This window comes from Leucobacter komagatae, assembly GCF_006716085.1.
Taxonomy (GTDB): domain Bacteria; phylum Actinomycetota; class Actinomycetes; order Actinomycetales; family Microbacteriaceae; genus Leucobacter; species Leucobacter komagatae.
On record NZ_VFON01000001.1, the window covers coordinates 16,611 to 35,228 of the forward strand.

Consider the following 18,618-nt stretch of genomic DNA (forward strand, 5'->3'; position numbering starts at 1 on the left):
GGGGAGCGCCTGCGCGGCGGTCCCCGAGCCCGGGTGGACGGTGTGACCGGCTAGTCGATCGAGACGCCGGCGAGGCTCACGCGAGCGTTGGTGTTCACGCTCGGGAAGCCGCTGACCTTCGTGCTGATGACGTTGGTCGGCGTGTAGTTGAACAGCCACTTTGCGGGGGCATCCTCCGCGATGATGCGGGCGGCGTCCTCGAGTAGCTTCGCCTCGGCACCGGCGTCGGTGCTTGCGATCGACTCCGCGTACAGGCGCTGCACCTCGGGGTTGTCGTACCCGAAGTAGTACCCGGGGTTGGCGTAGTTGCCGAGGTCGCGCGCTTCCGCGTGGTCGACGTAGCTGAGGTCGAAGTCGTGGTTCGAGTAGACGTCGTTCAACCAGGTCGGGAACTCGACGGGCTTGACCTTCGCCGAGACCCCGATCTCCGCGAGCTGGCTGGTGACCATGTCGAGCGCCGCGGTGTCGTAGAAGTTTGGCGAGGTGATGGTGAGGCTGAGGTTCGACTGGCCGGCCTCGGCGAGCAGCGCGCGGGCGGCCTCGGGGTCGTAAGCGTTCACGTCGGTGAGGTCGACGTAGCCGGGCTCGCCCTCGGTGATCGGGCTTCCAAGCTGCACGGCGTCGCCGTTCTGCGATGCGACGAGGGCCTCACCGTTGATCGCCATGCTCAGCGCCTTGCGCACGCGGGGGTCATCGAAGGGTGCGCGGGCGCTGTTGTAGGCGAGCGTGAAGACGTCAGCGCTGTCTGCGCGGACCATCTCGAAGTTCGCGTTGCCCTCGAACTCCGCGCGCAGCGGCGAGAGCAGGGCAGTGTGGACGTCGATGTCGCCGTCCTTCAGCGCGTTCACGGCCGCACGGCCCTCGGGGAAGAAGCGGAAGGTTGCGCGGTCAACGATCGCGGGCTCGCCCCAGTAGTCGGCGAACCTGTCGAGCGTGATGCTGTCGCCCTGCTTCCACCGCGTGAACTCGAAGGGGCCGGTGCCGTTGGCCGAGTTCTGCAGCCCGTCGGTGGAGCCGCCCTCAAGGATGACACCCGCCGAGCCAGCGAGCTCCCACAGGAGGCGCGAGTTTGGCTCACCGAGCACGACCTTCACGGTGTCAGCGTCAATCTGCTCAACCTTCGCGTCGAACCCGACGGCGTCCGCCGTCAGCGCGCCGCTCAGCGACGCAACGACGTCGTCTGCCGTGAGCTCCGCGCCCGAGTGGAACGTCACGCCCGAACGCAGGGTGAACGTGTACTCGAGGCCGTCGGCGCTCACCTCGGGCATCTTCGTTGCGAGGACGGGAACGATGTCGGCGATGCTGCCGGGCTCAATGCCGACGAGGCCCTGGTAGACGTTATCGATGAGCACCTGGCCCGTCGCGACGCCGGCGTCGTTACGAATGTCGAGGCTTGTGGGCTCGAGCACGAGCCCAACCGCGATCTCCTTCTTCGCGTCGCCGCCCTCCGTGGGGCGGGTGAGGGCGAAGTAGGCGGCGACGGCGGCGATGAGGCCGACAATGATGATGACGCCGATGACAATGGGGGTCTTCGAGCGCTTGCGCTTCGTGTACGTCGGCTGCGGGTTCGACTCACTCACGGTGACTCCTCGGGGTCGATCTGCGACGGGGCAGATGGGTCAGTTTCGGAGCCTGCGTTGACGCATGGCGCACGCAGGCGGGATCAGCGCTGGAAAGCCGTGCGCTGAACGCCTGCGCCTCGCTGCGCGGGTGTCGAGGATCGAGACTACGCTGAGCAAACTCGAAGTGACGCCGAGAAGTCGACCTTGTTGCAGGGTTGTTACGAACCGCGTGGTCGGTTCCGTGCCGGGGTGGGCGCTAGCGCACGTAGCCGCCGTCGCGCAGCCCGGCCTCGACCTCGAACCTATTGGTGAGGGGGTTGCGGCCGGCCAGGAAGTAGAGGAGCGGCATTGCGAGGCCGTAGCGCCGCCACTGGCGCCGGTGCACTTGCTCGTGTCTGAGGATCGCGGGGCTCACGTTTTCGTCGGTGAGGTAGCACGAGCCAACGCAGCTGCCGCCGCGGCCGAAGGTCCACCGGGGCATGCCGCGAAACACCCACAGCCCGTCGACGCGTTCGACCGCGCCGGTCGACCAGATGCTGCCCCAGATGAAGCCCACTACCGTGGCGTAGGCGTAGCCGAACCACGCGAGCGGCAGGTTGCGCTGGGGTCGTGCGGGGGTCTCGCGTGCCGGGGCCGTCACCTGGTGCCCCCTGAGACGAGGGCCGCGAGCAGTCGGAGCACCGTCGGTGAGTCGTCTGCCGCGATCTCGGCGGACGCCGGGGCGAACTCGCAGATCGCCGCGCCGGCGAGCGGGGCCTGAGCGATGGCGGCCCGCACGGCGCCCGCGAGGTCGGAAACCGAAAGGCCGAACGGCACGGGGGAGTGCACCGCAGCGAACTCGGCGGGGTCGAGCACGTCGAGATCGATGTGCACGTAGACACTCGTCGCTCCCACTTCAGCGAGCCAACCGGCAATCGCCTCCGCGGGGCTCTCGGTCGACGCCGGAATAGCTCGCAACCCGAGCTCGTCAATCGCCTGCGCCTCCTCGGGATCGACCTCGCGGGCCCCGATGAGCAACACTCGCGCCGGCTCTACCGGGTGCGCGCCGTTGAGGTCGCCGATGCCCTGCCCGAGGGCGTGGCGCAGCGCCATGCCAGAGGCCGCGCCAGAGGGCGACGTGCTCGGATGCTGCAAATCGGGGTGCGCATCGAACCAGAGCACGGCGACGCTCGGGTCGCGCTCGACCGCGCGGTCGAGGCCCGCGAGCGTCGACGCACAGTCCCCGCCGAGCGTGATTGCGGGCTCCTCAGTGCCGTGAAGGATCTCGCGTGCGGCGTCGCGCGCCGCGACGACCGAGCTCAGGCGCGCGACGGGTGTGCCGAGCGAATCGCCAGCCTGCTGCGGCACGGGCACGTCGAAACGGGCCGTGGGCGGGAGATCCTCTCGGAGGTGAGCGGCCCCGTCGGTGATGAGCATCGCGCGCGAGGACGCCGAGCCCTGCCACTCGGGCATCAACAGATACTTCGCTCTGGTCGGCTCAGCCATCGCACCCACCCTCTGTCTCGTGATCCACTCAGCCTACGCCGACGTAGCTGAGTCAGTGCCCGACAGAGACAAAGTCGATGAGCTCCTCGACCCGGCCGACGAGCTGCGGCTCGAGGTCACGGAAGTTTCGCACCCGGCCGCGAATGCGCTGCCACGCCTCCGCGGTGTCGGCGAGGTCGTCCGACGGCCACCCGAGCGCGCGGCAGATGCCCGTCTTCCAGTCGATGCCGCGCGGAATCTTCGGCCACTCGGTGAGCCCGAGCCGAGCCGGCTTCACGGCCTCCCAAATGTCAATGTACGGGTGGCCGACGATGCGCACGTGGCCGCCGTGCGGGCCGCGCTCGATCGCCTCCGCGATCCGCGTCTCTTTCGAACCGGTGACGAGGTGGTCAAGCAGCACGCCGGCGCGGCGACCCGGGCCCGGCTTGAACTCGGCGAGCACCCGCTCAAGGTGATCCGCGCCGTCAAGGAGTTCGACGACGATGCCCTCGATGCGAAGGTCGTCACCCCAGACCTGCTCGACGAGCTCGGCGTCGTGCTTGCCCTCGACGAAGATGCGGCTCGGCATCGCGACGCGCGCCCGCTCGAGCGGCGCCGCAAACGAGCCGGAGGCGGTGCGCTGCCGCACCTTGGCGCGCTTGGGCGGCACGAACTTCACGGGCTTGCCGTCGACGAGGAAGGCGTCTGAGAGCGGAAAGCCGCGCACGGCGCCGTCAAAGTCTTCAAGCTTCAGCACGCCATCGCGGGCGTCAACGACGGCGCCACAGAACTCGGTGAGGCTGTGCTCGACGACGAGGCCCTTGATGAGCTCCACCTCGGCGCGCTCGACAGGGCCGCGGCGCGGCTTCATCTGGGCGATCGGGTCGTTGTCGTAGCGGTTGTCGAACACGGTCTCGAGCCTAGCGAACAGCGGCGCCCATGCGCCGCGCCGGTGGGGCTGCTACCGTGGCGATATGAACGCTGACGTTTCCGAACCGCTCATCCTTGCTGCACGCGAAGGCGCGATCACGCGGGTGACACTCAACCGACCGCGCGCGATCAACGCGCTCAACACCGAGATGTTCGCTGGCCTCGACGCGGCGCTTGACGCGGCTTCCGGGTCGAGCGCGATTGTGCTCGACGGTGCCGGCGAGCGAGGGTTCTGCGGCGGCGGCGACATCAAGCAGATCGCCTTCGGGGGTGACCCGCGGGCACTGTTCGGTGCCGAGTATCGCGTCGACTACCGCGTCCACGCCTCCGACGTTCCCGTCGTCGCGATCATGGACGGCATCGCGATGGGTGGCGGGATCGGGCTCGGCGGGCACGCCGCGTTCCGGATCGTCACCGAGCGCAGCCGCCTGGCAATGCCCGAGGCGCGCATCGGCATCATGCCCGACGTGGGCGGTCACTACCTCCTCGCGAACGCCCCGGGCCGGCTCGGCGAATACCTCGCGATCACCGCGAGTGAGATGGGCCCTGCTGACGCGATCGCGCTCGGCTTCGCTGACACGCTCATCGACAGCGCGCGCATCGACGAGCTCCGCGAGGCGCTTGCCGCAGGCGGCGACCCGGCGGAGACCGTCGCCAGGTTTGCTGTGCCGGTGCCCGAGGCACCGCTGAACGCGGTGCGCGAGTGGTTCGACCCGATCGCCGACGCCGCGCTCACCCGCGTCGACGCTGTCACCGACCCCGTCGGCGCGACCGCCGCACTCCTCAATGGCCTTGAAACGAGCGATGTTCCGGACGCCCGTCAGGCCGCCGAGATTGTGCGCGGGATGTGCCCGGTGTCGCTCGTGGTGACCGTCTCGCAGATCGCGCGCACGCGCGCCGAGGGGCTTGACGTGCGCGGCGTGCTCGAGGACGACTACAGGATCGTGCCGAGGCTCGCGGTGCTGCCGAACTTCGCGGAGGGCGTGCGAGCGCAGCTCGTCGACAAAGACCGGAACCCTAAGTGGCAGCCGAAGCGCGTCGAAGAGCTTGACGCGGGGGAAATCGCTGAGATCCTTGCGCCGCACGCCGCGGGCGAGACCGGCCTGGGGCTGTAGCCCGGGGGTCATTCGCGCGACGCTACGCTTACAGCATGACTGGATCAGGCGCGGCGGGGGGCACTCGGGGTGCTCCACGCGAGTTCCCTGTCGAACTCGACAGGGAACTCGAAGCGCCCCTGCCCGTGCAACTCGCGGCAGCGCTCCGCGAGGCGATTGACGTCGGTACGCTCAGGCCCGCCGAGCCCGTCCCCGCGACGCGCGAACTCGCCCGCAGACTCGGCGTCGCCCGCGGCGTCGTCGTTGCGGCGTACGAACAGCTCATCGCGGAGGGGTACCTCGTCGCCGTGCACGGGCGAGGCACCGCGGTGAACCCCGAACTCGACACGGCGCCGCCGCAGCGCTTGGAGCGCGCGGCTGACGACGGCCCGGGAGCCAGACGGCGCGAGATACGCCCCGTGCGGGATCCTGCGAGGGATCCTGCCGCAGGTCGGGGTCCCGCGGCTGGTGCGGATAGTGGCGCCCCGCGCGGCAGAGCTCCGCTCGCCCCGGGGGAGCCGATCCCGAGCGCGATCAACAGCCCCGCGTGGCGCGCTGCCTGGCGGGAGGCCGCCTCGCGCGCCCACCTCGTCGCGCCCGCGCTGGGCGACCCGCGCCTGCGCGAGGAGGTTGCAGACCACCTGCGGCGCATGCGCGCGACCGCGCGTTCGGCGGCCGATGTGATCGTGACGGCGGGTACCCGTGAGGGGCTCGGGCTGCTGCTCACCTCCCTCGGCACGACGCGTGGCCGCGGCCTCGTCGTCGGCGTCGAGGACCCGGGCCTGCCGTCGCTGCGCGGCGTGGCCGCCCGGCACGGCGCCCGCATCGTCGCCCTTCCCACCGACGGTGAGGGGCTCGACACGTCGCGGCTGCCCGAGGGCGTGCTCGACCTCGTCATCGTGACGCCGAGCCACCAGTACCCACTCGGCGGGTCGCTGCCGCTCGTGCGGCGCCGAGAACTGCTCGCCTGGGCGCGGCGCGGCGGCGTCGTCATCGTCGAGGACGACTTCGACTCCGAGCTCCGATTCACCGGGAGCCCGCTGCCGACGCTCGCAGCCCTCGACGATGACGTCCACGGCTCGGTCGTGCTGCTCGGCACGTTCTCACGCACGGTCGCACCCTCCTTGTCGGCCGGGTACCTGCTTGCGCCCGAAGGGATCCGATCGATGATCGAGCCGGTGCGCAGGGAACTCGGCGGGCCGGTCTCGTCGGTCGTGCAGTTCGCGCTCGCGCACTACCTCGCGACGGGCGAGCTGAGGCGGCACACCGCGAGGCTGCTCCGCCGCTATGCCGAGCGCCGCGATCTGGTGTCGGACCGGCTCGCCGGCGCGCGCGGGGTCAGAGTTCGGCCGATGGACGGTGGCCTCCACGCGGTCATCGAGTTCATCGGCCCCGACGCGGTCGCGCTCCGGCGCCGCGAGGTCGATGTTGTTGAGCGCACCCGAGTGGCGGGGCTGGGCGCCGAGCCGCTCGGCGGGTACTGGCAGCGGAGCGGAGCGGGCATGTCTGGGCTGGTCATCGGGCTCGGCGGTTCAGACGACACTGCCTTTGAAGCGGGGCTGGGCGCGCTCGCCGCCGTGCTGCGCGAATCTCCTGCTCCGCGCGGGTGACGGGGTACGCTTGCAAGGTGAGTGTTGAGAACATCACTGCGAGTATGCAGAACTATCTCAAGGTGATCTGGAGCCTTGAAGAGTGGTCGGATACCCCGATCACGAATTCGGCGATCGCTGAGTCTGCCGGGGTGCGGCTGTCAACGGTCTCGGACGCGCTGCGCAAGCTCGCGGATTCGGGGCTGATCGACCACCAGCGCTACGGCACCGTGACGCTGACCGACGAGGGGCGCGAGCTCGCCGTCGTGATGACCCGCAGGCACCGGCTGCTGGAGACGTTCCTCGTGCGCGTGCTCGACTACTCGTGGGACGAGGTGCACGACGAGGCAGACAGGCTCGAGCACGCGGTGTCTGATGAGCTCGTGAACCGGATCGATCGCGTGCTCGACTACCCAACGCGCGACCCCCACGGCGACCCGATCCCGAGCGCTGACGGTCTCGTGCACAAGCCCGTGGCGCAGCTGCTCACCGATATTGAGGCGCCGTGCAAGGTGCGCGTCGAGCGCATCTCTGACGCTGACCCCGAGATGCTGCAGTACTTCGCATCGCGCGGCATCATCGTCGACGCCGAACTCGAGATACTCGAGGGCGAGCCCTACTCCGAGACCACAGCCGTTGCCGTCGCCGGGACCGGGCAGCAGGTGCTGCTCGGCAAGGCGGCATCGAACTCCGTCTGGGCCTCGCCGCTCGCCTGAGGCCACCGTGAACCGGCAACACTGCAATGACGCAGCGCGCACGCATCACCGTTCGGTGAGAGATGCTTCCTCGCGCTCCGCAATACGAGATAATGGTGAGGGTGTCTTGAGAGGAGGCGAAGTTGGGCTGGTTTTCGAAGCGTAAGCGGCAAGCTCAGCCGCCGCGCCGTCTCCCGAAGCGCGTGCTCGCTCCCGTCGAGGAGATCGTTGAGCAGGGGCTGCTCGTCGCCGACGTCGCCGTTCGGATGACCGTGAAGAACGCGATCATCATGAACGCGCTCAAGGAGCACGCCGACTACGACGAAGCGCAAATCCTCGAGATGGTGCGCAACGCACTGAACGAGCTCGCCGCTGAGCGCGAGCGCGACGCGCGCCACATCGCGCGAGTGCGCGGCGAGATTAAAGACACCGGTCGGAGCGCGTGGAGCGAGACCGAGTACGGCAACAGCGACAGCCGCACGCTGAAGCACCGGCAAGAGGTGTACGAGCAGGTCGCCGCCGAGCTGCGCGCGCGCACGGAAGACGAGGAGTACCTCGGCTCGACCGTCGAGCGCGCCCGCGGGCTTGCGTGGGCCGAGATCGGCGACTCGTTGAAGGAGCGCGCAAGCCACCCGTACTACAGCGGCGGCCACGACGAGGACTACCGAAACAACCGTGACGATCGCATTCAGCAGCTGATCGAAAAGGATCTCACGTCGCTCATCAAGCAGCAGACCCCGAAGCCGAGTTTGAAGGATCGGATCAGGCTTAAGGGCTCGAAGTAGCCCGCCCGGTTACTCGGCCTGGCTGAGCAGTTCGGGGTGCTTCGCGATGTAGCCCTCGATGAACCAGCACGAGGCCTGCACGCGGTTCGCGGCCGCGATGTCGGAGGTGAGCGCTCGGCGCGCGAGCAGACCCGAGAGGCCCGTGCCGCGGAGCGACCCGTCGACCAGCGTGTGGTCGAAGTCGACGACGCTCTCGCGCGGAAACGAGTAGTGGGCTTCGCCGACGACCTGTGAGCCGGTCTCGGTCTGCTGGTACACCGCGAAGCGCTGCGCCTCGGGCTCGTGGACGATGGTGATGCCGGCCTCGGCCGCATCCGCTTCTGTGAGGTAACGTGCCATTCACGTAGCCTAACCCCGATATCCTCGAAGCGTGAGAGCGAAATATGTGGGAGCGCTGGCGGTTGTGGTCGTGGTCGCGCTCACGGGATGCACCGCCCCCGAGCCAGAGCCTGAGGAACTGACGGTTTCGGCGGCGGGCGCGCGCTACCTTGACGCGATCTGCCCCGTGAACGCTGCGTGGGAGGGCGTTGATCTTGAGGTCGACCGCCTGCGGCTCGTGCTCTCGCGGGGCGATACAGGCGACACCGCGGCGATTGGGGGTGCCCTCGCCGACCTTGAGCGGGCGTCAACGGCCGCATCCGAGACCCTCTCCGACGAGACGGTCGCGTGGCCGGCGAAGGCCGAGGGCGGGGTCGCGGAGGTAGCCGAGACCCTGGCCGCCGACGCTGAGCAGGCCGCGCGCGCAGCGAAGCTCCCCGCGGTCGATCTCGTGGATTACTCGTGGGAGGGTGTGAAAGCTATCGGTTCGGCCGCCGCCGCGACCCGTGCGGCGCTGGGGCTCCCGGAAGGCGTTGGGAGCGCCTGCGCGGACCGGCCAGTTAGCGCCCGTTAACCCATTGGTCACTCTTGGCTCCCTGCGGGGGTCAAGTTGGCATAGAATATCCCTTCTATGCCAACTTCAGACGACGCCCAAAACTTCGACGAATTCCACGAGCCGAACGAGCCCGCCCAGCGGGCCTTTGGCGCGCGCGAACAACTTGCGATCTGGCTGCTCCTCGGTTCAGCGTTCGTCGTGATCCTCAATGAGACGATCATGGGTGTCGCGCTGCCCGAGCTCATGCACACCCTCGGAATCTCCGCGTCCGAGGGGCAGTGGCTCACCACGGCGTTCCTGCTCACGATGAGCGTCGTGATCCCGATCACTGGCATGCTCATCCAGCGCGTTCCGACCCGGGCGCTGTTCATCGCTGCAATGACGCTCTTCAGCGTCGGCACGCTCGTCGCGGCGCTCGCGCCGGGACTGCCGATGCTGCTCGTTGGCCGCATCGTACAGGCGTGCGGCACCGCGATCATGATGCCGCTGCTCATGACGACCGTCGTCACGCTCGTGCCGCCGGGGCAGCGCGGCCGCATCATGGGCAGGATCTCGATCGTCATGTCGGTTGCGCCCGCGCTCGGGCCGACCGTGTCTGGCATGATCCTTGAGGTGCTGAGCTGGCGCTGGCTGTTCCTGCTCGTGCTCCCGATCGCGATCGTGGCGCTCGTGCTCGGCGGCGTACGGATGCCGAACGTTGGCGTGCGGAAGCGGACCTCGATCGACGTGCTTTCCGTGCTGCTCTCCGTGCTCGGCTTCGGTGGGCTCGTCCTCGGGCTCAGCGAGATCGGCAGCGCCGCAAACGGCCAGGCGCTCGTGCCGCCGTTCATCCCTGCGGGGGTTGGCGCTGCCGCACTCGCGCTCTTCGTCTGGCGCCAGCTGTCGCTGCAGCGCACCGACCGCGCCCTGCTCGACCTCCGCACGTTCAAGAGCCGCCCGTACGCGCTCTCGGTGATCCTGATCGCGTGCGCCTCGATGGCGCTGTTCGGGTCGCTCATCCTCGTGCCGATCTACGCACAGAACGTCCTCGGCCTCACGCCGCTCCAGACCGGCCTGCTGCTCCTTCCCGGCGGCCTGCTCATGGGGCTGCTCGGGCCCGTGGTTGGGCGCATCATCGACGCGCATGGGGTGCGCCCGATGCTCATCCCCGGCACGATCGTGACCGCGCTCGCGCTGTTGAGCATGGGCCTCTTTCCCGATACGACGACGGTCTGGCAGGTGCTCGCGACGCACCTCGTGTTGAGCGTTGGGCTCGCTGGCGTCTTCACACCGCTGTTCTCGGTGTCGCTCGGTTCGCTGCCCGTCGAGCTTGCCTCGCACGGCAGCGCGATGCTCTCAACGGTGCAACAGGTTTCGGGCGCGGCTGGCACGGCGCTGTTCGTGACCGTGATGACGCTCGTCTCTGTCTCCTGGGCCGGTGGCGACCCCGTTGCGGTCGACGCCGAGGCGCTCGCCCACGGAACCCGTGTGGCCTTCATCATCGGAGGCGTGATCGCATCGCTCGGCGCGATCGTGGCGCTCTTCGTGCGCGAGGCCGAGGCTGAACAGCAGTCTGTCTAGCTGCACATCTAGCTGGCGAGCGCCGCCGTCACGCGTTCGAGAGGTCGATCTCGTGCCCGCGGACGGCGGCGTGGCAGTGGTCGCACACGAGCATGCCGCGAAACTCTGCGCCGCACGTCGTGTGCGTGCGGCGCAGCACCGGCCCCTCCGGCTCGCTGTGCCAGCGCTCTGACCAATCGACGACGGTTGCGAGGACGGGGAACAGGTCGCTGCCCTTGCGGGTTAGGCGGTACTCGGACCAGTCTGACCGGTCAACGAGCTGCACCTGCTCGAAAATCTCCCGGGTGCAGAGCGCGGTGAGGCGCTCGCTCAACACGATCGGGGGCGGGCTGAGAAACGCCTCGAAGTCGCGAAACCTGCGGACCCCGGCAAACGCCGCCGCGACGATGACGGCAGACCAGCGATTGCCAAACACCGTCATTGTGTCAGGGTAGAACGCGGATGACTCGCTTCGCCCTGAATGAGCTGCCCTGCGGCGCGTGTGCGCACCTGGCGTGGACCTGTCCCACCCGCCGGCCGGGCCCCACGAGAGCGTGACAGACTCGGGCAGGGCCGCCCCGCCGCACGCATTGCAGCAGTACTCGGGCGACATCTCGTTGCCGCACGTGAGGTGTCTGATCGGGGGAGTGGCGTAGCTGTGCGAGGTGACCCACCGCCGCTCCCACGTCCAGATTGCGAGGAGGAGTGGCCAGATCGACGAGCCTTTTGGCGTGAGAAGGTACTCGGAGCGCTCGGGGCGCACCTGATAGACGTGGCGCTCCAGCAGCCCCTCGCTCACCAATCGCTCAAGCCTGCCGCTGAGCACCGCGTGAGAGATCGGCAGTCGGTCGCGAAAATCTGAGTACCGTTTACCGCCTGAGAGCGCCACCCGGAGCAGCAGCAGCGTCCACTCATCACCGAGGAGGCCGAATGTGACACCGAGGCCGTTGGGCTGTGCCGCTCGAGCCTGTGCCGCTCGGGGCTGTGCCGCGGTGGGGTCAGCCGGTGAGGTCATGCCCCCAGCGTACCCGTCAGCGCCGGGCTCTGCTGGTGTAATCGCGGGCCGCCGCGGCTCGGAGCCCTTGCACGTGGGTCACAGGCTTGTGTCACTCTGCTAACTGCAGTAATCTCGGACACGAAGCCGCAGACACTGGCGTCTGGGTTTCCTGTACGAGCACTTCCGGACTGGCAAGGAGGCCACCGATGAACACACTCGCAGGCGGGTTGCATCCGCAATCTCGAGTAGACCATTTTGTATCGAAGGGATGGTGGACGAGCGAGACAATCGACGGCCTTTTCTGGCAGCGCGTGGCCGAGCGCCCGGACGCACTCGCCGTTGTGGACCCGTTGAACCGGCCAGACCTCGACGGTGAGGAGCCGCGCAGGCTGACCTGGGGCGAGCTCGGCAGTGAGGTTGCCTGGCTCGCGTCCGAAATGCTGCAGCACGGCATCGGGCAGGGTGACGTGATCGGGATGCAGCTGCCCAACAGTATCGAGCAGCTCGAGGTGTACCTCGCGGCCTGGACAATCGGGGCCATTGTCTCGCCGCTCGCCATGCAGTACCGCGAGTTCGAGGTGACGAGTTCCGCCAACGACGCGGCCTTCGACGCGTATGTGTGCGGTGACCGGTTTGGGGACAGGCGAATGGCGGTCGAGGTCGCCGGGCTGCGCGACAAGGTCCCGTCCATTCGAACCGTGTTGAGCATCGGACGAGCCGCGACGGAGCCGATTCGTGGTGTCGTGCGGCTCTCGCCGCGAGCCGCGAGCGAAGCCGAGCGTGAGGCGATCGAAGCGCTGCGTGCCGATCGAACGAATGACCCGAACGAGTGCGCAACGATCTGCTGGACCTCGGGGACGGAAGGGCAACCCAAGGGCGTCATGCGAGCGCACTACGACTGGTTGAGCTTTAGCTGGGCTGTGATTGATGCGCTCAAGGCTGCGGGGTCACGCGAGAACGGCGGTGCGGGTGAGCTGCAAGAACTTGGGGCTGACGACGTGCTGTTGAACCCGTTCCCGCTCATCAACATGGCCGGGGTGTGCGGGTTCCTCCTCCCGTGGCTACGAACCGGGTGCGTGCTGGTGCAACACCACCCCTTCGACGGCCCCACGTTCTTCGCCCAGGTTGCGCGTGAACGGGTGACATGCACGATTCTGCCACCGGCGCTCCTGTGGATGCTCCTCAATAACGAAGAGCTGCTCGCGAAGGTCGACCTGTCGAGCCTCACCCGCATCGGCTCAGGTTCGGCTCCGCTGCAGCCCGCCATGGTGCGCGGCTGGCAAGAGCGGTTCGGGCTGAGAGTGATCAACTTCTTCGGGTCAAACGAGGGGGTCTCGCTCCTGTCGAGCGGCGAGGACTTCCCTGACCCTGATGAGCGGGCGAACTTCTTCCCGCGCTACGGGGCGGAGGGCATGCGTTGGGCCTCCCGGGTCTCGACCTGGGTGCACCACAAACTCGTGGACCTCGAGACGGGCGAGGTGATCACAGAGCCGGGAAGGCCAGGTGAGTTGCACATCAGCGGCCCGCAGCTCTTTGGGCGCTACGTCAACGGGGAGCGACTCGCGAACCCCTTCGACGACGAGGGCTACCTGAAGACGGGTGACGTTTTCGAGATCGCAGGTGAGCGAAACCAGTTCCTCAGGTACGTGGACCGGGCGAAAGACCTCATCATTCGCGGGGGAATGAACATCGCGCCGGCCTCCCTCGAACAGCTCATCACCGAGCACCCCGCGGTGTTTGAGGTTGCCGTGGTCGGCGACCCAGACGAAATGCTCGGCGAGCGTGTTGCTGCGATTGTGGTGCTGCGGCCGGGTGCTGAACTCACGCTCGACCAGCTCGTGGAGTACTTGCGCGCGCAGAAGATCGCGTCGTTCAAGCTGCCCGAGCGCCTGGCGCTCGTCGAAGCGCTGCCGCGGAATCCCGTGGGGAAAGTGCTCAAGCGAGAGCTGCGGCTCGCGGCTGTTTGATGGTGAGCCTGCCTGGAAAGGAGAGCGCGGTGCGTGGAGCATTGATCTTCGAAGCGGTCCGGACCCCTCGCGGTCGGGTGCGGCGTGACGGCGGGACGCTCGCCGCCGTCCCGGCCTACGAGCTGTTCGCTGGCCTACTTGCGGAGCTCTCGCGCCGGGGAATTCCCGAGCGCGAGGTCGACGACGTGCTCGTCGGGGTCAGCACTCCCGTGGGCGAGCAGGGCGCTGATCTTGCCCGGGTCGCGATCGCCGTCGCCGGCTGGCCCGACGAGGTGAGTGGGGGAGTCGTCTCGAGGATGTGCTGTTCTGGGCTCGATGCGATTGCGAGCGCCGCCGCGCAGGTTGCGAGCGGTGGTGGTGAACTCGTGGTCGCGGGCGGGGCCGAGTCGATGTCGCGAACCCCCATGTTCGCGGACGAACCGGCGTTCGCCCGGGAGGACGAGCTTGGGGAGAGGGTCGGGTTCGTGACGATCGGAGTCGCCGCCGACCTGATGGCCGCCCGGTTTGGAATCGAGCGGTCAGAGCTCGACGAGTGGGCGGTCCGGTCGCACAGCCTCGCACTCGCCGCGCCAGCTACAGACTCGGTCGTGCCCATCGCGCGCGGCGGTGACCTGCTGCTCGATCGCGACGAGGGGGCGCGCCACGGGATGAGCGGGCCCGCGCTTGCAGAGCTCCCCGCGCTGTTCGGGCAGGATCCGCAGTGGGCTCGAGCGCTCGGTCGGTTTGCGAGCGAGCGAGTTGATCGGCCAACGGCCGGGCTTCACACCGTCGCGACCGCGCCGCAACTCGCCGACGCCGCCTCGGCAGTCGTCCTCGGGACGTCGGAGGCCGGGCGCCGGATTGGCAGGCAGTCGCGGGGTCGCGTGGTGTCGTGGGCGCACGCCGCAGTGCGGTCGCCGGGGCTGTGGGCCGCGGAAGCAGCGGCGAGGAAGGCGCTGGCGCGAGCCGGGCTGGAACCCGCAGACATCGCGGTCGCTGAGTTCAATGAGTCGTTCGCGGTCACGCCGATAGTGCTCAGTCATCAGCTTGGGATCGGGGAGGCCCGGGTGAACGGAAGCGGTGGGGCGGTTGCGGTTGGGCACCCGCTCGGGGCGAGCGGAGGGATCTTGCTTGCGACGGCGCTCGACCGCCTCGCGGAGCGCGGCGGCGGGTTCGGCCTCCTCGTGATCCCGGCGGCCCTGGGGCTCGCCACGGCCGTGATCGTCGAGTCATTCAGCTGACCGCAAGCTCTGTGAAATGAAGCACACGCACACACTGACCGAAGGAGACGCACATGGCTGAAAACAACATCTGGGTGCTTGGCGGGTACCAAAGTGACTTCGCCCGCAACCTCACGCGTGAAGGCAAGGGGTTCGCCGATTTGACGGGCGAAGTCGTCGACGGGGTACTCGCCGCCGCGAAGATCAGCCCCGCCGATGTGGGGGTGCTGCACGTCGGCAACGCCTTCGGTGAACTGTTCGCGGATCAGGCGCAGCTTGGCGCGATGCCCGCCACCGCGCGGGGCTCGCTGTGGGGCGTTCCTGCGGCGCGCCATGAGGCGGCGTGCGCCTCCGGAAGCGTCGCGGCGCTCGCCGCGATGGCGGATCTGCGGGCGGGTAATTACGATGTCGCGCTGGTTGTCGGTGTTGAGCTCGAGAAGACCGTTCCCGGAGGCAAGGGTGCTCAGTTCATGGGCACAGCGGCCTGGGCCGGGCACGAGGGCCAAGAGGCCACGTTTATGTGGCCGTACATGTTTGCCGCCGTGGCTGACGAGTACGATCGCCGGTTCGGCCTCGACGACGCGTACCTGCGCGCGATCTCACAGAAGAACCTCGCCAATGCAAAGCGAAACCCGCTGGCGCAGACACGCGGCTGGGAGGTACCTGACCTGGTCGCCAACGGCGGCGACGACGAGGTGAACCCGCCAGTGGAAGGGCGGTTGAGGCGCTACGACTGCAGCCAGATGACCGACGGTGGTGCGGGCGTTGTGCTGGTCAACGATGCCTACCTGCGAGCGCACCCCGGAGCCCTACCCGTGGCGCGGATCGCGGGGTGGGGCCACAGTACCGCCGGGCTTGGCGTGAGCCAGAAGTTTGCCCGGAGTTCGGGCGACCCCTACGTGTTTCCGCACCTGAAACGAGCGGTTGACGATGCGCTCGGGCGCGCCGGTGTGGAGCTTTCGAGCGTGAGTGGACTTGAAACGCACGACTGCTTCTCTGCGAGCGAGTACGTCGCCATTGACCACATTGGGCTGACGCCGCCCGGCGAATCGTGGCGGGCCATCGAGGACGGCACGATCGAGTTCGGTGGCCGATTTCCGATCAACCCGAGCGGCGGGCTGATCGGCGGCGGCCATCCCGTTGGGGCGACGGGCGTTCGCATGCTGGTCGACGCGTCTCAACAGGTTGCCGGTATGGCGGGCGACACCCAGATCGACGGGGCGAAGCGCTTCGCGACACTCAACTTCGGCGGCTCAACCACGACGACGGTGTCATTCGTCGTCGAGGGAGTGTCTGACCGGTGACCACACCAGCAACCCTGCACAACTGTCAAGAAATGAGGAACGGCCATGGACGTTGAAATCGTTGGGCGACTGCTCTCGACGCTGCCTGAGGAGGATGACCACCCGTACCGCACCGGTCCCTGGAGGCCCCAGACGACGGAGTGGAAGGCGGACGACCTTGAGGTCGTCGAGGGCGAGATCCCGCACGACCTCGACGGCGTGTACTTGCGCAACACCGAGAACCCCGTTCACCCGTCCCTGAAGAACTACCACCCGTTCGACGGCGACGGCATGATCCACGTCGTTGGCTTCCGCGACGGCACCGCCTTCTACCGGAATCGGATGATTCGAACCGACGGCTACCTTGCCGAGATGGAATCTGGGCAGGCGCTGTGGGCGGGTCTTGCAGAGAACCCGAAGCTGTCGCTGCGCGAAGACGGTTGGGGGGCGCGCGGCAGGATGAAAGACGCCTCGAGTACCGACGTCGTTGTGCACCGCGGCATGGCGCTGACGAGCTTCTACCAGTGCGGCGACATGTACCGCCTCGACCCGTACTCGGCAGAGACGCGCGGGAAAGAAGACTTCAACGGCGCATTCCCGTTCAAATGGGGAGTTTCGGCGCACCCCAAGGTCGACGATCGCACGGGGGAGATGCTGTTTTTCAACTACAGCAAGGAAGCCCCGTACATGCACTACGGCGTTGTTGACAAGCAGAACGACCTCGTTCACTACGTCGACGTGCCGCTTCCCGGGGCGCGCCTGCCGCACGACATGGCCTTCACAGAGAACTATGCGATCCTCAACGACTTCCCGTTGTTCTGGGACGAAGAGGCACTGAAGCAGGGGCACCACGCCGCCCGCTTCCATCGCGATATGCCGAGCCGGTTCGGCGTGATCCCGCGACGCGGGCAGACAAGCGATATTCGGTGGTTTGAGGCCGAGGCGACGTACGTGCTGCACTTTGTGAATGCTTACGAGGAGGGCGACGAGATTGTCATCGACGGTTTCTTTCAGGGAGACCCCGAGCCGAAAGACAACGGCCAGGGCACGAAGTGGGAGCGGGCGTTCCGGTTCCTCGCGCTCGACCGGATGCAGGCGCGTCTGCACCGGTGGCGGCTGAACCTCGTCACGGGAAAGGTGAGGGAGCAGCAGCTCAGCGACACGATTACCGAATTTGGCATGATGAACGGCGACTTTCAGACCGACGACTACCGCTACGCCTACGCCGCGACCGGAAAGCCCGGCTGGTTCCTCTTTGACGGTCTGGTGCGTCACGACCTGAAGACGGGCAGTGAAGAGAAATACAGCTTCGGCGACGGGGTCTTCGGGAGTGAGACGGCTGTCGCCCCAAAGATCGGGGGTACCGCGGAGGATGACGCCTACCTCGTCACCATCATCAGCGACATGGGCGCGGACGCTTCGTACTGCGTTGTCTTCGACGCGGCCCGGGTGAGTGACGGGCCGGTCTGCAAGCTCAAGCTCCCTGAGCGGGTCTCTAGCGGCACTCACTCGACGTGGGCGGCGGGAGAGGAACTGCGGCGTTGGCGACAGGATGATGACGCCGCCTCCGCTGTGGGGCTGTAGATATTCAGGCCTAACGCAAGTGTGGGCCCTTCCCTCGGGAGGGGCCCACACTTGCGTCAGCCTGCGAGGCGCCCTGCCACCGCCGCGAACCGGGCCGAGGCGGCGACGTACTCCGCGCTCATCGAAGCGACGACTGCCGCGGTGGGCCTCACCGAGTCGATATTCTCGATGCCCTGACCGGCGGCCCAGATGTCGCGCCAACGACCCTGAACATTTCCCGCCGAGTTGTAGTTCGGTGCGCCAGCCTGCTCGTGGGTCGCGACGTCGATGCCGTTCGCCTCAAGGCTTGGCCGCAGCCACGACGCGTTTGCTCCCGTGATGGCCGCGCTCACGACCAGGTCGTCGGCGCCGTGCGCGACAACCATTGCCTTGTAGTCGTCAGGGGCCATGCTCTCATCGGTTGCGAGGAATCTCGTGCCAACATAGACGAGGTCTGCACCCGCCGCGACCGCGCCGGCAACACCCCAGCCGTCGCTGACGCCACCGCCAACCACCACGAGTCCGTCGAAGAACTCGCGCACGCCTGAGACGAACGCAAATGGCGAGAGGTGCCCGGTGTGGCCCCCAGCGCCCGCGCTGACGCAGGCCAGCCCGTCGGCGCCGGCTGCCACCGCCTTGCGCGCGAGGGCAATGCTGACGACGTCGGCGATGACGATGCCGCCGTAGGCGTGCACTTCGGCGATGACGGGTGCGGGGGAGCCGAGAGCTGTGATCACAATCGGCGGCTGGTGTTTCGCGACTAGGGTGAGGTCGTCTGCGAGCCGCTCGTTGCTGCTGTGCGTGATGAGGTTGAGCGCCCACGGTGCGGGGGACTCGCCCCGTCGTCGCGCGTCTGCTAGGCGTGCCGCGATCTCGGTGAGCCACTCGTCGAGCTGTTCGGGCGTTCGGCAGTTTGGTGCCGGAAACGCTCCGATGGCCCCCGCGCGGCACGCGGCGACCACCAGGTCTGGGCCAGAAATGAGAAACATGGGAGCGGCAACGATGGGGGCTGCAAGGCCCCCGAGAACGTCCCGCTCAAAGATCTTTCTGTCGAACAATGCGCCTCCTTGCGCTTAT

General features: G+C 67.8%; 17 protein-coding genes. 10 read left to right on the plus strand and 7 right to left on the minus strand.

Going from position 1 to position 18,618, the window contains the following annotated elements; translation table 11 throughout:
• Positions 1-50: 50 nt before the first annotated feature.
• The 4 genes from FB468_RS00100 to FB468_RS00115 all read right to left on the minus strand — a co-directional run bounded on the left by FB468_RS00100 (position 51) and on the right by FB468_RS00115 (position 3,936).
• The gene (locus FB468_RS00100) at positions 51-1,580 is read right to left on the minus strand and encodes an ABC transporter substrate-binding protein (protein WP_141885549.1); all 1,530 of its coding nucleotides are present in this window, start codon (positions 1,578-1,580) and stop codon (positions 51-53) included.
• A 238-nt stretch (positions 1,581-1,818) separates the two neighbouring features.
• Positions 1,819-2,202, minus strand: coding sequence for a Fe-S oxidoreductase (locus tag FB468_RS00105; RefSeq protein WP_141885550.1), 384 nt, complete (start codon positions 2,200-2,202; stop codon positions 1,819-1,821).
• Positions 2,199-3,047, minus strand: coding sequence for an arginase family protein (locus FB468_RS00110; RefSeq protein ID WP_141885551.1), 849 nt, complete (start codon positions 3,045-3,047; stop codon positions 2,199-2,201). Before FB468_RS00110 ends, FB468_RS00105 begins: the two co-directional genes overlap by 4 nt.
• A gap of 52 nt (positions 3,048-3,099) precedes the next feature.
• Positions 3,100-3,936 carry a DUF3097 family protein gene (locus FB468_RS00115; protein WP_141885552.1) on the minus strand — a complete coding sequence of 279 codons (837 nt, stop codon included), beginning with the start codon at positions 3,934-3,936 and terminating at the stop codon, positions 3,100-3,102.
• 64 nt (positions 3,937-4,000) lie between these two features.
• On the opposite strand from FB468_RS00115, the gene FB468_RS00120 reads away from it, so the two are divergent.
• From FB468_RS00120 to FB468_RS00135, 4 genes are all read left to right on the plus strand, one after another.
• The gene (locus FB468_RS00120) at positions 4,001-5,071 is read left to right on the plus strand and encodes an enoyl-CoA hydratase/isomerase family protein (RefSeq protein WP_141885553.1); all 1,071 of its coding nucleotides are present in this window, start codon (positions 4,001-4,003) and stop codon (positions 5,069-5,071) included.
• Positions 5,072-5,106: 35 nt separating this feature from the next.
• Entirely contained in the window at positions 5,107-6,660 is a 1,554-nt protein-coding gene (pdxR, locus tag FB468_RS00125; RefSeq protein ID WP_141885554.1) for a MocR-like pyridoxine biosynthesis transcription factor PdxR, read from the plus strand.
• Between the two features lie 17 nt (positions 6,661-6,677).
• Positions 6,678-7,355: a metal-dependent transcriptional regulator gene (locus FB468_RS00130; RefSeq protein ID WP_170219584.1), complete on the plus strand. Its 678-nt coding sequence runs from the start codon at positions 6,678-6,680 to the stop codon at positions 7,353-7,355.
• 122 nt (positions 7,356-7,477) lie between these two features.
• A complete protein-coding gene (locus FB468_RS00135) occupies positions 7,478-8,119 on the plus strand; it encodes an asparagine synthase (protein WP_141885555.1) in 642 nt (213 codons plus the stop codon).
• Between the two features lie 9 nt (positions 8,120-8,128).
• Here the strand turns inward: FB468_RS00135 and FB468_RS00140 are convergent, their stop codons facing one another.
• On the minus strand, positions 8,129-8,458 hold the full coding sequence (locus tag FB468_RS00140) for a GNAT family N-acetyltransferase (protein WP_141885556.1): 330 nt from the start codon (positions 8,456-8,458) through the stop codon (positions 8,129-8,131).
• A 31-nt stretch (positions 8,459-8,489) separates the two neighbouring features.
• On the opposite strand from FB468_RS00140, the gene FB468_RS00145 reads away from it, so the two are divergent.
• Entirely contained in the window at positions 8,490-9,011 is a 522-nt protein-coding gene (locus tag FB468_RS00145) for a hypothetical protein (RefSeq protein ID WP_141885557.1), read from the plus strand.
• Between the two features lie 57 nt (positions 9,012-9,068).
• Positions 9,069-10,553 carry an MDR family MFS transporter gene (locus tag FB468_RS00150; protein WP_141885558.1) on the plus strand — a complete coding sequence of 495 codons (1,485 nt, stop codon included), beginning with the start codon at positions 9,069-9,071 and terminating at the stop codon, positions 10,551-10,553.
• A gap of 28 nt (positions 10,554-10,581) precedes the next feature.
• Here FB468_RS00150 and FB468_RS00155 read toward each other — a convergent pair whose 3' ends face one another.
• Positions 10,582-11,547, minus strand: a complete 966-nt coding sequence (locus tag FB468_RS00155) for a winged helix-turn-helix transcriptional regulator (RefSeq protein WP_141885559.1) — start codon at positions 11,545-11,547, stop codon at positions 10,582-10,584.
• A 188-nt stretch (positions 11,548-11,735) separates the two neighbouring features.
• Between FB468_RS00155 and FB468_RS00160 the strand changes: the two genes are divergently transcribed.
• Genes FB468_RS00160 through FB468_RS00175 form a run of 4 tightly spaced genes read left to right on the plus strand, consistent with a single transcriptional unit; the run spans position 11,736 to position 17,562 of the window.
• Positions 11,736-13,496 (plus strand): class I adenylate-forming enzyme family protein, encoded by a 1,761-nt coding sequence (locus tag FB468_RS00160; RefSeq protein WP_141885560.1) that lies wholly within the window; start codon positions 11,736-11,738, stop codon positions 13,494-13,496.
• 29 nt (positions 13,497-13,525) lie between these two features.
• A complete protein-coding gene (locus FB468_RS00165; RefSeq protein WP_211359052.1) occupies positions 13,526-14,716 on the plus strand; it encodes a thiolase family protein in 1,191 nt (396 codons plus the stop codon).
• A gap of 53 nt (positions 14,717-14,769) precedes the next feature.
• Entirely contained in the window at positions 14,770-15,999 is a 1,230-nt protein-coding gene (locus FB468_RS00170) for an acetyl-CoA acetyltransferase (RefSeq protein ID WP_141885562.1), read from the plus strand.
• 45 nt (positions 16,000-16,044) lie between these two features.
• A complete protein-coding gene (locus tag FB468_RS00175) occupies positions 16,045-17,562 on the plus strand; it encodes a carotenoid oxygenase family protein (RefSeq protein ID WP_141885563.1) in 1,518 nt (505 codons plus the stop codon).
• Positions 17,563-17,618: 56 nt separating this feature from the next.
• On the opposite strand, the gene FB468_RS00180 is transcribed toward FB468_RS00175, so the two are convergent.
• Positions 17,619-18,599 carry an NAD(P)H-dependent flavin oxidoreductase gene (locus FB468_RS00180; protein WP_246055651.1) on the minus strand — a complete coding sequence of 327 codons (981 nt, stop codon included), beginning with the start codon at positions 18,597-18,599 and terminating at the stop codon, positions 17,619-17,621.
• Positions 18,600-18,618 lie beyond the last annotated feature (19 nt).

Excerpts from the sequence above, each read along its gene's own strand:
- FB468_RS00170 (WP_141885562.1), top strand. The coding sequence starts at position 14,770 with ATGGCTGAAAACAACATCTGGGTGCTTGGCGGGTACCAAAGTGACTTC.
- FB468_RS00155 (WP_141885559.1), bottom strand. The coding sequence starts at position 11,547 with ATGACCTCACCGGCTGACCCCACCGCGGCACAGCCCCGAGCGGCACAG.
- FB468_RS00175 (WP_141885563.1), top strand. The coding sequence starts at position 16,045 with ATGGACGTTGAAATCGTTGGGCGACTGCTCTCGACGCTGCCTGAGGAG.
- FB468_RS00110 (WP_141885551.1), bottom strand. The coding sequence starts at position 3,047 with ATGGCTGAGCCGACCAGAGCGAAGTATCTGTTGATGCCCGAGTGGCAG.
- pdxR (WP_141885554.1), top strand. The coding sequence starts at position 5,107 with ATGACTGGATCAGGCGCGGCGGGGGGCACTCGGGGTGCTCCACGCGAG.
- FB468_RS00150 (WP_141885558.1), top strand. The coding sequence starts at position 9,069 with ATGCCAACTTCAGACGACGCCCAAAACTTCGACGAATTCCACGAGCCG.
- FB468_RS00140 (WP_141885556.1), bottom strand. The coding sequence starts at position 8,458 with ATGGCACGTTACCTCACAGAAGCGGATGCGGCCGAGGCCGGCATCACC.
- FB468_RS00120 (WP_141885553.1), top strand. The coding sequence starts at position 4,001 with ATGAACGCTGACGTTTCCGAACCGCTCATCCTTGCTGCACGCGAAGGC.
- FB468_RS00160 (WP_141885560.1), top strand. The coding sequence starts at position 11,736 with ATGAACACACTCGCAGGCGGGTTGCATCCGCAATCTCGAGTAGACCAT.